This is a genomic window from Dactylosporangium sp. NPDC050588, assembly GCF_040654975.1.
Lineage (GTDB): Bacteria > Actinomycetota > Actinomycetes > Mycobacteriales > Micromonosporaceae > Dactylosporangium > Dactylosporangium maewongense.
This window is the reverse complement of sequence record NZ_JBFAJA010000029.1, coordinates 92795-107361: the sequence shown is the minus strand read 5'-3', so window position 1 is coordinate 107361 and position 14567 is coordinate 92795. Positions and strand designations below refer to the sequence as shown.

Below are 14567 nucleotides of genomic sequence, written 5' to 3'. Positions count from 1 at the left end.
CGCCACCGCCACTTCCCCCAGCATCGTTCGGCGGCCACTCCACCAATCGCTCCACCGCCACGAACCCCGCCCCCTCTCTGCCCGGCCGGCGCTCGGCTCCCCTGAACTCCGCCTGCTCGATTGGCAGCGACGAGCCCTCGACCCCCGGCCCGGCACCTTCAACAGCCACCCCGACAACCGGCCGCTTCCTCCCACAGCCCCCTCCACGGGGGCACCCACAGCCCGCCGACATCGTCAACGGCCACTCCAGCCAGCGAGCCGCCACCCACTACCGCGAACTCCGCCCCGCCTCTCCCTGTCCACCAGCCCCGGTGCCCTGAAACTCCGCTCTGGTCGATGGCAGCGACGAGGCCTGGACACCCCCTGCCGGCAGCCTTCTGCAACCGCTTCTACGAACAGACAGCCACCGCCATCACGGTCCTGGTCGCCCGTGTTCCCTCAGGTGCTGCCAGCTCCCGCCCGCATCGTCGGCAGCCACCCAGCAAGCCCGCAGCGGCCATCACCACGTCCAACCCTCCGGCCGCTCTCCCTCCCTTGTCCCAGCAGCCCGCCCGCGCCCTCAGGGGGCTATCTGCTCGGCCGGCGTCGTCGGCAGCCAGTCCAGGACGGAAGGTGACACCGCCACCACCGCGATCTGGCCCCGTCCGCCACGCAGCCACTCCCCCGGTGCCAGCTCGCGCATCGAGCCGCAGCCCGGCCCCAAGGTCAGTGCGGCTCCTCTCGACCGGATCACCAACTTCCGCTCGACCGCCGTCCTCAGGGAAGGGCCGTCCACGCTCGCCCGCCATCTGTGCGACAGGGGCGTACACCTGCCATGCAGCATCAACTCCGCGGTTGAGGCCGCATCTGGTCCGTGTTCCGCCCCGAGCTCCACCATCGCCACGCTTCGATTGTCGAGCGTCGGGCTGGGTGGCGTCGCGCTCCGGATGCCGGTCTTCGCGGACCCAGCTTGATCGAAGGACGGTTCTGGCTGTCGGCGTCGCCGGATCCGTCCTTTGATCATGAGCCCGGGCCCGGGCGCCATCCGTCTCCGTGAACGGCCCGCACCCGCAAGGCCGGCCACCGGCTGCGGTGTGCACGCGCAATCCCCGCCGGGACCCGCCGCGGCAGCGGTGGGGCGGCAGGACGGTCAGCTGGAGATCAGGGCGGTGTGCTGGGACATGAAGTCCTGGACGGTGTTGGTGCGGATCGCGTCGAGCAGGGCGAGGGTGGTGGGGTCCAGGGCTTCGGCGGCGGGGTTCTGCGGGGACGAGAAGAAGGTGCCGTTGTTCGTCTTGACGGTCAGCAGGTTGTCGCCGGTGATGCCCTTCATGGCGAAGATCCAGTCGTCGAGGCCGATGCCGCCGGAGTCGATGGTCATGGACTGGCCGATGACGTCGAGGATCTTCTTGAGCTTGACGGGGTCGGTGAGGACGTCCTTGCTGAGGATCTGCTTGAACAGGGCCTTGATGAACTGCTGCTGGTGCCGCTGGCGGTCGTAGTCGCTGTTCGGGAGGGTCTCGCGCTGGCGGACGTAGTCGAGCGCCTGCCAGGGCTCCAGGTGCTGGAAGCCGACGTGGTACGTCTGCGGGGTGACACCGGAGATCGGGATGAGGGTGGTGCCGCCGGTGCCGTTGTCGCGCTGGAGGTAGGGGACCTTGGTCTCGCCCTTGGCGTCGTGGCCGATGTGGACCGACTTGACCTCCTGATCGACGTACATGTCGACGCCGCCGAGGACGTTGACGACGTTCTGGAAGCCGGTGAAGTCGATGATGGCGGCGGCGTCGAAGGTGACGCCCCAGTTCTCCTTGATCGTGTCGGCGAGGAGGGTGACGCCGAACTTGCGCTGCTCCTTGCCCGTGGTGTCGAGGCCACCGATGGCGAAGGCGCCATTGATCTTGTCGTGGCCGCCGGCGTACGAATGCTTGCCGTTGTCGAACTTGGGGATCTTCACCCAGGTGTCGCGCGGGATCGAGACCAGGTACGCGGAGTCGTGCGAGGCCGGGATGTGCAGGATGATGATCGAGTCGGAGCGGATCGCCTCGGACTCGTCCTGGCCGGGGCGGGGGTCGATGCCCATGAGCAGGATGTTCTTCGCGCCGCTGATCGTGACGTGGCGGCCCTGCTGCTCGGCGGCCGAGACGATCAGGTCCTCCTGCTTGACGTTGCTCGTGGCGTAGCCGATCACGGCGTCCTTCGCCACGAACGCGCCGCCCGCGACGATCATCATGAGCGCGCCCGCCACCACCAGCGAGCGCGCCCACCACGGATCCTTGCGGGAACGCCGCAGCGAGAAGGCCGGGTCGTCGGCGAGATGCTCGTGGCGTTGGAACACGTCCCGCAGCTCCTGTTCGAGCGAGGCGTCGGAGGTCATACCCCCATGACGGAATGAAGGGTCCCGCTGATTGCAGTTTCCACGAAAAGACAGGAACCGGTCAGCCGCCGACGACGAACACGCCGATCACGCTGAGCAGCACGAGCGCGGCGAGGAACACGAGCATGCCCTGCTCGCTGTCGAGGTTGGTGAGCTTGCGGGTCGTGGTCGGCGTCGGGGTGGTCATCGGGGGCCTCCTGTTGCGGTGTGGTGACTCAAACGGTAGGTACACCGTGAACAGGTTTGCTCCCGTCATCGTGCCAGCCCTCTGACCTGCGTTTACAAGCTTGCAAGGGTCTAACCGATGCGGGGTACCCCCTGGTGACGGGTATCCGCGAACAGCTCTGGAAACACCTTGCCCACCTTTGCTACCAGATACTCGCCGTACGTCCCGGTGAATGCCCGCAAATCCTGCCCGTCCCAGCGCGGAGCGCCCTCGGAGCCGCCGGAGCTCGGCAGCGGCGGCACCTGCTGGGTGAAGTCGGGATCGAAGAAGAAGGGGAACGACAGCCGCTCGTTGCCGCTGACGTTGCGGACCCGGTGGGGTGTCGAGCGGTACCACCCGCCGGTCATCCGGTCGAGCATGTCGCCGATGTTGCACACGAACGTGCCGGGGATCGGCGGGGCGTCGAGCCAGCCGTCGGGCGTGCGCACCTGGAGGCCGCCGTTGCCGTCCTGCAGCAGCAGCGTCAGCAGCCCGTAGTCGGTGTGCTCGCCGACTCCCCACTCGTCGCTGTCCGGCGGGGACGGCGGGTAGTGGAAGATCCGGAACAGGACGGTGGGGTCGGCGGTGTACGACTCCGCGAAGTACCCGGCCGGCAGCCCGAGGCTCAGCGCGACGCCTCGCAGCACGGTCTGCGCGACCGTGGTCATCCGCGTGACGTACGACAGCACCGCCGGACGCAGGTCGGGCACCTGCTCCGGGAAGAGGTTCGCGCCGTGCAGCGGCAGCCCGGCGCGGACCTGCGGGGCGTCGGGGCCGAGCTCGGTGCCGAAGTAGAGCCCTTCCTTGCGGTCCGGGACGCCGGAGGTCAGCTCTGCGCCGACGGGGAAGAACCCGCGCCACGCCCGGCCGCCGCGGGCCATCGCGATCTCCATCTTGGCGGGCAGCGGCAGGTCGAAGAACGTCCGCGCCGCCGCGTCGAGCCGGTCGGTCAGCGACGACGGCACGCCGTGCCCGGTGACATAGAAGAAGCCGTTGTCGCGGCAGGCCGTCTCGATGCCGCGGGCGGCGGAGTCCAGGTCGGAGATGTCGATGACCGGCAGCGCGTCCATGCCAGGAGCGTAGTTGTCAACTGTGGTTGACACGTACCGAAGCTGTCAACTACGGTTGACACATGACGGAAGCAGGCGATCTCGCCGACGCCGCGGCCAGCCCCGATCCCAGAGTCGGACTGCGGGCGGCGGTGGCGCTGCGCCGCCTCGCCGACGCGCTCGAGGTACTCCAGGTCGACAACGCCCGCCGGCACGGCTGGTCGTGGCAGGAGATCGCGGACGCCCTCGACGTGACGCGCCAGGCGGTCCACAAGAAGCACGCCAGCCGGGCAGTGACACCGGTACAAGAGACAGGAGCACAGTGATGTTCGAACGGTTCACCCAGCGCGCCCGCACCGCGGTCCAGAACGCGCACGAGGAGGCCAACGCGCTCGGCCACCGGACGGTCGGCACCGAACACCTGGTCCTCGCCATGTTCACCGTCGGCGGGATCGCCGCCGACGTGCTGCAGGCGTGCGCCGTGGAACGCGAAGGGCTCGTCGTCGCCCTCACCGGCACCGACGACGCGGCCGCGCTGCGCTCCATCGGCATCGACCTCGACGCGGTCCGCAGCAGCGTCGAGCAGACGTTCGGCCCCGGCGCCCTCGAGCAGGCCGAGCCGCCCCGGCGCGGCGGCTTCCTGTTCCGGCGCAGCAAGCTGCCCAACCGCTTCGGCAACGACGCGAAGAAGGCCCTCGAACTGTCGCTGCGGGTCGCGCTGTCCATGAAGCACAACTACATCGGCACCGAGCACCTCCTGCTCGGCGTCCTGCGCGAGGAGCGCGGCACCGGCGGCCGGCTCCTGCGCGAGCAGGGCATGAGCTACGACCGCACCATGGAGCTCGTCAAGGCCGCCCTGCGTAACGTCGCCTGATTCTTGTCATACCCCTGTGCTTGAGTGTCTGCATGGAACGGACACTGACGTGGCGACACCTCAACCGCGCTTTGCTGGCCCGGCAGTCGTTGGCGTCTCGTGTACGAGCTGACGCCCCCACCGTCCTGGAGACGATGGCTGGGCTCCAGGCGCAGTATGCCCCGTCCATGTACATCGGGCTGTGGACCCGGATCGAAGGCTTCGAGCGCGAGTCGCTGACCCGGCTCCTGGAGGCCCGCGAGGTCGTCCAGGCGACCATCCTGCGCGCCACCATCCACCTCGTCTCACGGGCCGACTTCTGGCCGTTCCTGATCGCGATCCGGGATGCCCGGCGCGACTGGTATCACCGCGTCATCCGCAACGCCGTCGGCCCCGCGGAGCTCACCGAGGCCGCGCAGAGCCTGCGCGAGCTCCTGCGGGAGCGGCCGGTCAAGCGGGCCGAGATCGACCAGCTCTACGGCCCGGAGATCCGCGGCGGCGTCGGCATGCATCTCGACATGGTCCGCGTGCCCCCGACCGGCACCTGGGCCCGCCGCCGCGCGGACCTGTTCGGTTTAGCGGAGGACTGGGTCAGCCCGCCCGAGATCACCGTCGAAGCAGCCCGGGAGCTGCTGGTGCGCCGGTATCTCGGCGGGTTCGGCCCGGCGCACCGCTCCGAGATCGCCGACTGGGCCGGTCTGAGCGTCACCGACGTCGCCAAGGTCCTGGCGACGATGGAGCTGCGCCGGTTCCGCGACGAGCGCGGACGGGAGCTCGTCGACCTGCCCGACCAGCCGCTGCCGGACCCGGAGACGCCGGCGCCGGTGCGGTTCCTGCCCACCTACGACGCGACGCTGCTCGCACACGCCCGGCGGACCCTGATCCTGCCGGAGGAGCACCGCACCAAGGTGTTCCACGTGCGGATGCCCCAGTCGATCGGCACGTTCCTCGTCGACGGCCAGGTCGCCGGCACCTGGACGGTGAGCAAGACCGGCGTCGTGTCGTGGGAGCCGTTCGACAAGCTTCCGGCATCGGTCCGCCGCCAGGTCAACACCGAAGCCGAGGCCCTGACCGCCTTCCACACAACACCGCCCCCACCCCGCACCCCACCGCCACCAAAGCCAAGGCCCTGACCACGTCCCACGCACCACCGCCGCCCACACACCCGCGCGTTGCCCATCACCGCAACGGCCGAGACGGGTTCCGCCTCGGAGGCCACCAGCACCGGTCCCCCACCACGTCAACACTGAAGCCGATCCCCTGACCACGCTCCTCTCAACACCGTCGTCACACGTCCCACGGCCCCCATCTCCGCAAACCACCGGAGCGGAAGTTGCCAGCGCCGCTCCACCGACACGTCTGCACCGACGCCGCGACGCTGACGGCATCCACCCAACACCGCCCCCGCCAGCACCGGTCCACCGTCACGTCTGCACCGACGCCGCGACGCTGACGGCATCCCATCCAACACCGCACCGGCCCGCCGTCACATCAACACCGAAACCACAGCACCGACCACGTCCCATCGACGACGCCGTCACCCACCCACGCGCCGCCCACCACCGCAAACCACCGAGACAGAAGCCGCCAACGCCGATCCACCGTCATGTCAACGCCGAAGCCAAACGCTGACCACGTCTCAGTCGACACCGCCCCTACCCCACGTCACGCCGACACCGAACCCACGGCACGGACCGGACACCGCACCCCCGCATCCACGCGCCGCCATCGCGCAAACCACCAGAACGGAAGCCGGCCGAGAAGCCGCCAGCACCGATCCACCAACACGTCGCGCCGAAGCCGCGACGCTGACGGCATTCCACCCAACACCGCCCCCATCCCGGCGCCACACCGACACCGAACCCACGACATGGACCGGTAGTCGTACACCTACGTGCGGCCTTCTCCGCAAGCCGCCAGAACGGAAGCCGGCCGAGAATCCACCGGCGCCGGTCCCCACCGTGTCGAAGCCGGAGCCGTGGCGCTGACGGCATCCCACTCAACACCGCACCCGACCGCCGTCACGTCACCACCGAAACCACAACGCCGACCGTGACCCACTTGACGACGCCGTCACCCACCCACGCGCCGCCCATCACGCAAACCACCGGGACAGAAGCCGCCAGCACCGATCCACCGTCATGTCGCCACCGAAACCACAGCGCTGACCGTGTCCCACTCGACGACGCCGTCACCCACCCACGCGCCGCCCATCACGCAAACCACCGGGGACAGAAGCCGCCAGCACCGATCCGCCATCGTGTCAACGCCGAAGCCGCCGCACTCAACGCCGTAGTCGTACACCTACGTGCCGACCTTCTCCACAAGCCGCCGGAATGGGAGCCGACCGAGAAGCCACCGACGCCGGTCCACCACCGTGTCGATGCCGGAGCCGTGACACTGACGGCATCCCACCCAACACCGCACCCAACCGCCGTCATGTCACCACCGAAACCACAACGCCGACCGTGACCCACTCGACGACGCCGTCACCCACCCACGCGCCACTCATCACGCAAACCACCGAGACGGAAGCCGCCAGCACCGATCCCACCGGGTCATGTTGCCACCGAAGCCGCCGCACTCAACGCCGTAGTCGTACACCTACGTGCGGCCTCCTCCGCAAGCCGCAGAACGGAAAGCCGGCCGAGAAGCCGCCAGCGCCGATGCACCAACACGTCAACATCGGAGTGGCGATGCTGACGGCACTCCTCCCAACGCCGCACCCGCCCCGCATCAACACCGGCACCGACACCGACGCACTGAATGCGTCCGAATCGACACCGCACTGTGCGTCCGCGCGATGCTCATCTCCGCAACCGCCGGAACGGGAGCCGTTCGAGAAGCGATCTGCATCGGTCCGCCGTCACGTCAACGCCGAGGTTTTGGCCGCTTCCACTCAACGCCGCACCCGCCTCGTGTCGCGCCGGGGTCGAGGCCGTGGCACTGACCGAGTCCCGCTCGACACCGCACCCACCCGGAGTCACGCCGACACCAGGGCTGAGGCGTTGACGGAGTTCACCTGATGTTGCGACCGGGCGGCATCATGTCGACGCCGGATCCGAAACCGAAAACCGCGGCACCGAACGCGGTCCGCTCGATGGCGCAATCGTGCATCCACGCGGCGGGCTTCTGTGGGAGCGGGGGCCGGCGTCAGGTTGACGACGGGGACGGGGTGCTGGCCTTGTTCCATTCGACGTCGTAGTCGTGCATCCAGGCGCTGGACTTCGCTGCGAATCGGCGGAAGAAGAAGGGCATTGTCACGTCGCGGATGCGGGCGGTGACGGGGCCGGAGATCTTTGCGTCGCGGTTTGCGCCGGCGAACTTCAGCATCTGGGTGGTTCGGGGGCGGCGCAGGGTTTCGTAGTGGGTGAGGGCCGTGTTCAGGTCGGGGGTGTCGCGTAGGCAGCGGGCGAGGACGACCGCGTCCTCGACGGCGAGGTTGGCGCCCTGACCGGCGCCCATCGGGTGGGCCGCGTCGCCGAGGACGACCATGCCGGCGCGGTGCCAGCGCGGTACGCCGGCCGGCAGCGCCTGCATCACGGTGCGGGGGTGCCAGTGGTCGGTGGTGCGGACCAGCGTGGCCGCCGGGCCGTGGTCGGCGTCGAACAGTGCCGCCAGCGCGGCGTGGTCCAGCGGGCCGGCGGGTGGCGTGGGCGAGGGGACCTGCGCCGCCCACAGGGTGCCGGCGGGGGTCGGGGCGCACACCATCGTCGCCCTCGCGCCGAATGTGATCGTGAACGCGTCCGGGTCGACCGGGTGTGGTGAGCGGCCGCCGGCCGTCCACAGGCCCGCGTAGTGCACGGCCGGTGCGGCCGGGTCGATGACGGTCCGCAACCGTGAGTGGATGCCGTCGGCGCCGACGATGAGGTCGGCGGTCGCGGTGGTGCCGTCGGCGAACACGGCCGTGCGCCCGTGGCCGACGCCGGTCAGCCGGCGGCCGGTGACGATCCGCGCGCCCGACTCCAGGGCCAGCGCGCGCAGCGTCTCGACCAGGTGCCCGCGCATGAGCGTCACCCGCCCGCGGGCGGCCTCGCCGAGCAGCTTGCCGCGGCCGCTGCGCAGCCGTAGCAGCGGCAGCCGCGTGCCACGGGCGGCGACCGCGTCCCGGCAGCCCATCGCGTCGAGGGCCCGCAGCCCGTTGTCGCCGAGGCTGACGAACGACCCGACGTCGCCCGCCGGGTCCGCGTACGCCTCGTGCACCGTCACGTCCCACCCGATCCGTCGCAGCGCGATCGCCGCGACCGGCCCCGCGACCCCGCCCCCGATGACCATGGCCTCCATGCCCGCCTCCAGAAACTGAATCTAAATTCGGTGAACTACGATTCAGTTTTACTGGCTGCTACGGTCGGCCGTCAAGAGGAGAGGGAGGGAGGTCGGAATCGCGATGGCTACGCGCAGGGAGAAGGCGGCCCAGACCTCCGCCGCTCTCAAGGAGGCCGCCCGGCGGCTCTTCGCCACCCGTGGCTACCTGAACACGAAGATCAGCGACATCACGGCCGAGGCCGGGCGGGCGGTCGGCTCGTTCTACGACCATTTCGCGAGCAAGGAGGAGCTGCTGCGGGCGCTCCTGGCCGACATGCAGGCCACCGCCGGCGAGGCACTCCCCGACCACGACCCGGACCACGACCTGTCCGACGAGGCGCAGCTGCGCTTCCACGTCGCCGCGGCCTGGCACACGTTCAAGACCCACCTGCCGGTGATGGTCGCCCTCTTCCAGTCCTCGATGCTGGAGGCGCCGTTCAGCGGGCAGGCACGCACCCGCCTCGCCGAGGACACGGCGATCCTCCGGCAGCACCTGGAGCTCCTCGCGTCACGCGGCCACCCGCTGCCGGGCCGCCCCGCCGTGGTCGCCGAGGCGATGGGGGCGATGCTGGCGATGTTCGCCTACGCGCACCTCACCGCGCCCGAGCCGCGCCTGCCGGACGACGAGGCGATCGACACCCTCACCGCACTGCTGCACCGAGGCCTGCGGTAGAAACGTAGGCATGGCACGGATCGTCGTCACCGGAGCACACGGCAAGACCGGGCGGGCGGTCGTCGCCGACCTGCTCGCCCACGGCCACCACGTCGTCGCCACCGACGCCGTGGGCAAGGCCGGCCACCTCAGCGAGCTCGGCACCCCCATGGTGGTCGCCGACCTGACCGACTACGGCCAGGCGGTCGAGGTCGTGCAGGACGCCGACGCCGTCGTGCACCTCGCCAACATCCCGGCGCCCGGCATGTATCCGCCGGCGGTGACGTTCAACCGCAACTCGGCGATGAACTTCAACGTGTTCCACGCCGCGCAGAACGCCGGCGTCGGCCGGGTCGTGTGGTCCTCCAGCGAGACGACGCTGGGCCTGCCGTTCGACACTCCCCCGCGCTACGCGCCGGTCGACGAGGAGCACTACCCGTTCCCGACGACGACCTACGCGCTGTCGAAGGTCGTCGGCGAGACCCTGGCCCGGGAGATCTCCGGGTGGAGCGGCATCCCGTTCGTTGGCCTGCGGCTGTCCAACGTCCACGCGCCCGAGGACTATGCCGCCGTCCCCGGCTACTGGAGCGACCCGCACTCACGGAAGTGGAATCTGTGGGGGTACGTCGACGTGCGCGACGTGGCCGCCGCCTGCCGGCTCGCGCTCGACGCGCCGGTCGAGGGCGCGAGCTCGTACGTGATCGCCGCCGCCGACACGATCATGGACCGGCCGTCGGTGGAGCTGATGCGCGAGGTGTTCCCGGAGGTGCCGCTGACCCGCGAGCTCGGCGAGTTCGAGACGCTGCTCTGCATCGACCGGGCCCGCGAGGTCCTCGGCTACGACCCGCGACACTCCTGGCGCACCGAACTGCGCCCCTGAAAACGCGAAGCGCGCCACAGCAAACCCGAAGCACACCAGGGAAACCCGAAGCGCGCCAGGAAAACCAGAAAGCCAGGAAAACCAGAAAGCCAGGAAAGCCGGAAAGCCAGGAAAACGCTAGCTGGACAGCAGCGCCAGGAGCTCTGGCAGGGCGGTCGGCGAGACCGCGAGCTCGTGCAGGTTGCACTCCATGCCCGACTCCGAGGCCAGGACGCCGGGCGTGGCGGGGTGGACGCGGCGCCAGCCGCGGGAGGTGAGCGCCGCCTCCATCACCACGACCACGGACGGGGTCGCGTCGAGGTCCTCGGGCTCGGTCGGGGGTTCGGGCTGTGCCGGCCAGTTCGCGGCGACCAGCTCGTCGAGGCGGGTCAGCAGCACCTCGACGACCTCCGCGTCGCCGTTCGCCGGGCGCCCCAGCAGGGTGGCGACCTGGTCGTGCACGGCGCGCGCCTGCCGGACGACCCAGCCGGGCCAGGCGGTGGCCGGCACCGCGGCGAACGTGGTCCACTCCGCCGGCGAGCGGCGCAGGACGTGCCGGGCCAGGGCGCGCTCGTCGGCGGCCGGGAGCGGGTCGAGGGGCACGAGGTCCGCGGCCCGCAGCGCCAGGTGCGCGGCGGTCAGCGGCGCGATGGCGCCGGCGAGGTTCGGGTGCCGGTTCATCAGGGTGGTCCGGGTGTCGTCGTCGACGGACGCGAGGACCGCGCCGACGCGGATCGCGGCGCGCCAGCCGTCGTGGACGTCCTGGATCGCCGCCGCCGCGTGCTGCCACACCTGCTCCTCCAGGTCGAAGGCGAGGTCGGCGAACTCGAACTCGGCCAGGTCGGCCTTCACGACCGCGCGGGCCGCGGTGTGCAGCCCGGAGGCGCTGCTGGCGGCCTGGTCGGCCTTGCGCTCCAGGGCGGTGGCGAACTCGCGGGTGGCGCGCAGCACCGCCGCCGCCCGCGGGGGCAGCTCGACGCGCGACGGGTCGGCGGCCTCCTCGTACAGGTCCCGCAGGCGCGCGACGAGGTGGGCGCGGCGGTGGTCGACGACGGCGAGCTCGTGCGCGACCAGCGCGCGGATCTCGTCGACGGTCAGGCAGTACAGCAGCGGCAGCCCGACCAGCAGGACCCGCCGGCGGCGGCTGGCCCAGGCACGGACGACGCCGTGGCCGGTGAGCAGGACCGCGTCGGGGGCGGCCACCCCGACCCGGGCGGCGACCTCGGTGACCAGGGCCAACAGCGTTCCGGTCGCGGTGACTCCCTCCGGTGGGGCCCCTGGGGGGCGTCCGTAGCGCATCAGGACCCATCTCGCGCGCCACACACTGATTTTGCCGGGCAACGGATCTTCGACGACGGCAACCGACACAGCGAAGCATCCTCATGACGGGGACGCGGCGCGTCAACGCACACCGACCATCCGGCGGGGGTGAATCCCGAAAGTCACCCGGATCGGTGCCGATGATGCCGTTGAGGACTCGGGGGTGAGATGTACCAGACGTTCAGTCCGTTGCTGGACGCGCTGAAGGAACGTGGAGCGGATCCGCAGGCGGTCGACCGGGCGGCGGAGGAGGCGGAGCGCACGGGGCGGTCGATCCGCGCCGTGCTCATCAATGACCACATCGTCACCGAGGATCAGCTCACCGAGGCGTCCGCCGATGCGTACGGGATCCAGACGCTGGACCTGGTCGGTTACCCGATCGATCCGGCGGCGATCACGAAGATCCCGATGGCGCTCGTCCTGAAGCACCGGGTCCTCGGCATCGCCCTCAACGATCTCGAAATCACCGTCGGCATCACCGACCCGGGTGACGTCCTGGCGCTGGATGACGTCCGCGCCGCGACGGGCCTCACGGTCCGCCCGGTCGTGGTGGCCCGCTCCGAGCTGCGCAAGATCATCGACCGGTTGAAGCGGGAGGAGAACGACCTCGGCGACGTCGCGGAGAGCCTGCGGGCGGAGTCGACGCCGGCCGTCTCGGCCCTGACGACGCTCAACGAGGACGCGCCGATCGTCCGGTACGTCAACTCGCTGCTCGAACAGGCGATCGTGAACCGCGCGTCCGACCTGCACCTGGAGCCCGGCGAGCACAACATGCGGGTGCGGTACCGCATCGACGGCGTCCTGCACGAGGTCGACACCGTGCCCAAGCACGTCCAGTCGGCGCTGATCTCCCGGTTGAAGATCATGTCGAACGTCGACATCACCGAGCGGCGCGTGCCGCAGAACGGCCGGATCACCGTCGAGATCAACCAGCGGGCGGTCGACCTGCGGACCGCGACGCTGCCGACGGTGTGGGGCGAGAAGATCGTGCTGCGTGTCCTGGACACCAGCGGCATGGACCTGAAGCTGGCGAAGCTCGGCTTCAGCAAGGCCAACGCGGAGCGCTTCGCGGCGTCCTACCACAAGCCGCACGGCATGCTGCTGGTCACCGGCCCGACCGGCTCGGGCAAGTCGACGACGCTCTACGCGACCCTCGCCGAGATCAGCAAGCCGACGGTCAACATCATCACCGTGGAGGACCCGGTCGAGTACCGGCTGCCCGGCGTCAACCAGGTGCAGGTGGACCACAAGGCGGGCCTGACGTTCGCGGCGGTGCTGCCCGCGATCCTGCGCTCCGACCCCGACGTGGTGCTCATCGGCGAGATCCGGGACCGCACCACCGCGCAGCTGGCGGTCGAGGCGGCGCTCACCGGCCACCTGGTGCTGTCGACCCTGCACACCAACGACGCGCCGAGCGCGGTCACCCGGCTCGTCGAGATGGGCATCGAGCCGTTCCTGGTCGGCTCGTCGGTCGACTGCGTGCTCGCGCAGCGGCTCGCGCGCCGGCTGTGCGACTGGTGCCGCACCGAGTACGAGCCGAACGAGGCGGAACTGGTCAGCGCGCGGTGGCCGTACGAGATCCTCGGCGCCCCCAGCACGCTGTGGCGACCCGTCGGGTGCCGCTCGTGCGCCAACACCGGCTACCGGGGCCGGATCGCGCTGCACGAGGTCATGCCGGTCTCCGCGGAGATCGAGAAGCTGGCGATCGACCGGGCCTCGGCGCACGAGATCCAGGCCGTAGCCCGCCAGGAGGGGCTCGTCGACCTGCGCCTCGACGGGCTGGCGAAGGCCGCCGAGGGGCAGACCTCGATCCCGGAGGTGGTCCGGGTCGCCGTGTAACCCTCAACACGGCCGGGGCACTGCCGATGGGCCGCGTGTGGAGACCATGGTGACCAGCGACGAGCGCGCCTCGCTCGACGCGATGCTGGTGTCGCTCGTCCGCGTCGGCGGCTCCGACCTGCACCTGACCGTCGGGGCGCCGCCGACGGTGCGGATCAACGGCGGGCTGCGGTACCTGCCGGGCTACGACGACCTCACGCCCGCCGACACGGAGATGCTGGTCCGCGCCGCCGTGCTCAACGAGAGCCAGTGGAAGCACTTCGAGCAGATCCAGGAGCTGGACTTCGCCTACGCGATTGAGGGCGTGTCGCGCTTCCGGGTCAACCTGTACGCGCAGCGCGGCTCGTTCGGTGCGGCGTTCCGGGCGATCCCGCACAACATCAAGCCCCTCGACCAGCTCGGCGTGCCGGAGCAGGTGGCCCGGTTCGCGCACCTGCACCGCGGGCTGGTGCTGGTGACCGGGCCGACCGGCTCGGGCAAGACGACGACCCTGGCCGCGATCCTGGACCTGGCGAACCGGACCCGCTCCTCGCACATCGTGACGATCGAGGACCCGATCGAGTTCCTGCACGAGCACAAGCGCTGCCTGGTGAACCAGCGGGAGGTGGGCGCGGACACGACGTCGTTCTCGATGGCGCTGAAGCACGCGCTGCGCCAGGACCCCGACATCATCCTCGTCGGCGAGCTGCGCGACCTGGAGACGACGTCGACGGCGCTGACCGCGGCCGAGACCGGCCACCTGGTCCTGGCGACGCTGCACACGCAGAGCGCGGCGCAGACCGTCGACCGGGTCATCGACATCTTCCCGCCGCACCAGCAGCAGCAGGTGCGGGCGCAGATGTCCAACGCGCTGCAGGGCGTCGTCACGCAGGCCCTCGCGCCGCGCGCCGACGGGCAGGGCCGCACGATCGTCGCGGAGATCATGTTCGCCACGCCGGCGATCCGGAACCTGATCCGTGAGGGCAAGAACCACCAGATCCCGTCGTTCATGCAGTCCAGCGGCAACGACGGGATGCTCTCGTTCGACCAGCACCTGGCCGAGCGGGTCCGCCAGCAGCTCGTCACGTACGAGACGGCGCTGGAGATGTGCCACTCGGCGGAGGAGTTCCGCCGTCTCGCCGGCCGGATGTGA

At 70.3% G+C, this 14567-nt stretch carries 14 protein-coding genes; 7 read left to right on the top strand and 7 right to left on the bottom strand.

The genetic code is table 11. From position 1 onward, the window contains the following. Positions 1–559: 559 nt before the first annotated feature. The 4 genes from AB0I21_RS21830 to AB0I21_RS21815 form a co-directional block, all read right to left on the bottom strand. Positions 560–682 carry a hypothetical protein gene (locus AB0I21_RS21830; protein WP_360563615.1) on the bottom strand — a complete coding sequence of 41 codons (123 nt, stop codon included), beginning with the start codon at positions 680–682 and terminating at the stop codon, positions 560–562. A gap of 447 nt (positions 683–1129) precedes the next feature. Further along, the gene (locus AB0I21_RS21825; protein ID WP_360563613.1) at positions 1130–2353 is read right to left on the bottom strand and encodes an LCP family protein; all 1224 of its coding nucleotides are present in this window, start codon (positions 2351–2353) and stop codon (positions 1130–1132) included. A gap of 61 nt (positions 2354–2414) precedes the next feature. After that, entirely contained in the window at positions 2415–2540 is a 126-nt protein-coding gene (locus AB0I21_RS21820; protein ID WP_344506109.1) for a hypothetical protein, read from the bottom strand. 110 nt (positions 2541–2650) lie between these two features. Then, positions 2651–3628, bottom strand: a complete 978-nt coding sequence (locus AB0I21_RS21815) for a 2-oxoglutarate and iron-dependent oxygenase domain-containing protein (protein ID WP_360563611.1) — start codon at positions 3626–3628, stop codon at positions 2651–2653. Between the two features lie 62 nt (positions 3629–3690). On the opposite strand from AB0I21_RS21815, the gene AB0I21_RS21810 reads away from it, so the two are divergent. The 3 genes from AB0I21_RS21810 (at position 3691) to AB0I21_RS21800 (ending at position 5593) form a co-directional block, all read left to right on the top strand. Further along, the gene (locus tag AB0I21_RS21810; RefSeq protein WP_360563609.1) at positions 3691–3933 is read left to right on the top strand and encodes a helix-turn-helix domain-containing protein; all 243 of its coding nucleotides are present in this window, start codon (positions 3691–3693) and stop codon (positions 3931–3933) included. Continuing rightward, positions 3933–4481, top strand: coding sequence for a Clp protease N-terminal domain-containing protein (locus AB0I21_RS21805; protein ID WP_360563607.1), 549 nt, complete (start codon positions 3933–3935; stop codon positions 4479–4481). The genes AB0I21_RS21810 and AB0I21_RS21805 overlap by 1 nt, the downstream gene beginning before the upstream one ends. Positions 4482–4615: 134 nt before the next feature. Then, complete coding sequence (locus AB0I21_RS21800) at positions 4616–5593, top strand: winged helix DNA-binding domain-containing protein (protein ID WP_360563605.1); 978 nt, start codon at positions 4616–4618, stop codon at positions 5591–5593. A gap of 1006 nt (positions 5594–6599) precedes the next feature. On the opposite strand, the gene AB0I21_RS21795 is transcribed toward AB0I21_RS21800, so the two are convergent. Continuing rightward, complete coding sequence (locus AB0I21_RS21795; RefSeq protein ID WP_360563604.1) at positions 6600–6764, bottom strand: hypothetical protein; 165 nt, start codon at positions 6762–6764, stop codon at positions 6600–6602. Between the two features lie 849 nt (positions 6765–7613). Then, positions 7614–8744 carry an NAD(P)/FAD-dependent oxidoreductase gene (locus AB0I21_RS21790; RefSeq protein ID WP_360563602.1) on the bottom strand — a complete coding sequence of 377 codons (1131 nt, stop codon included), beginning with the start codon at positions 8742–8744 and terminating at the stop codon, positions 7614–7616. 103 nt (positions 8745–8847) lie between these two features. Between AB0I21_RS21790 and AB0I21_RS21785 the strand changes: the two genes are divergently transcribed. After that, entirely contained in the window at positions 8848–9438 is a 591-nt protein-coding gene (locus AB0I21_RS21785) for a TetR/AcrR family transcriptional regulator (protein ID WP_360563600.1), read from the top strand. Positions 9439–9448: 10 nt separating this feature from the next. Beyond that, positions 9449–10297, top strand: coding sequence for an NAD(P)-dependent oxidoreductase (locus AB0I21_RS21780; protein WP_360563598.1), 849 nt, complete (start codon positions 9449–9451; stop codon positions 10295–10297). Between the two features lie 117 nt (positions 10298–10414). Here AB0I21_RS21780 and AB0I21_RS21775 read toward each other — a convergent pair whose 3' ends face one another. Next, complete coding sequence (locus AB0I21_RS21775; RefSeq protein ID WP_360563597.1) at positions 10415–11575, bottom strand: hypothetical protein; 1161 nt, start codon at positions 11573–11575, stop codon at positions 10415–10417. A gap of 189 nt (positions 11576–11764) precedes the next feature. Between AB0I21_RS21775 and AB0I21_RS21770 the strand changes: the two genes are divergently transcribed. Then, positions 11765–13435, top strand: coding sequence for an ATPase, T2SS/T4P/T4SS family (locus tag AB0I21_RS21770; RefSeq protein WP_360563595.1), 1671 nt, complete (start codon positions 11765–11767; stop codon positions 13433–13435). A gap of 46 nt (positions 13436–13481) precedes the next feature. Then, the gene (locus AB0I21_RS21765) at positions 13482–14567 is read left to right on the top strand and encodes a type IV pilus twitching motility protein PilT (RefSeq protein ID WP_344506336.1); all 1086 of its coding nucleotides are present in this window, start codon (positions 13482–13484) and stop codon (positions 14565–14567) included.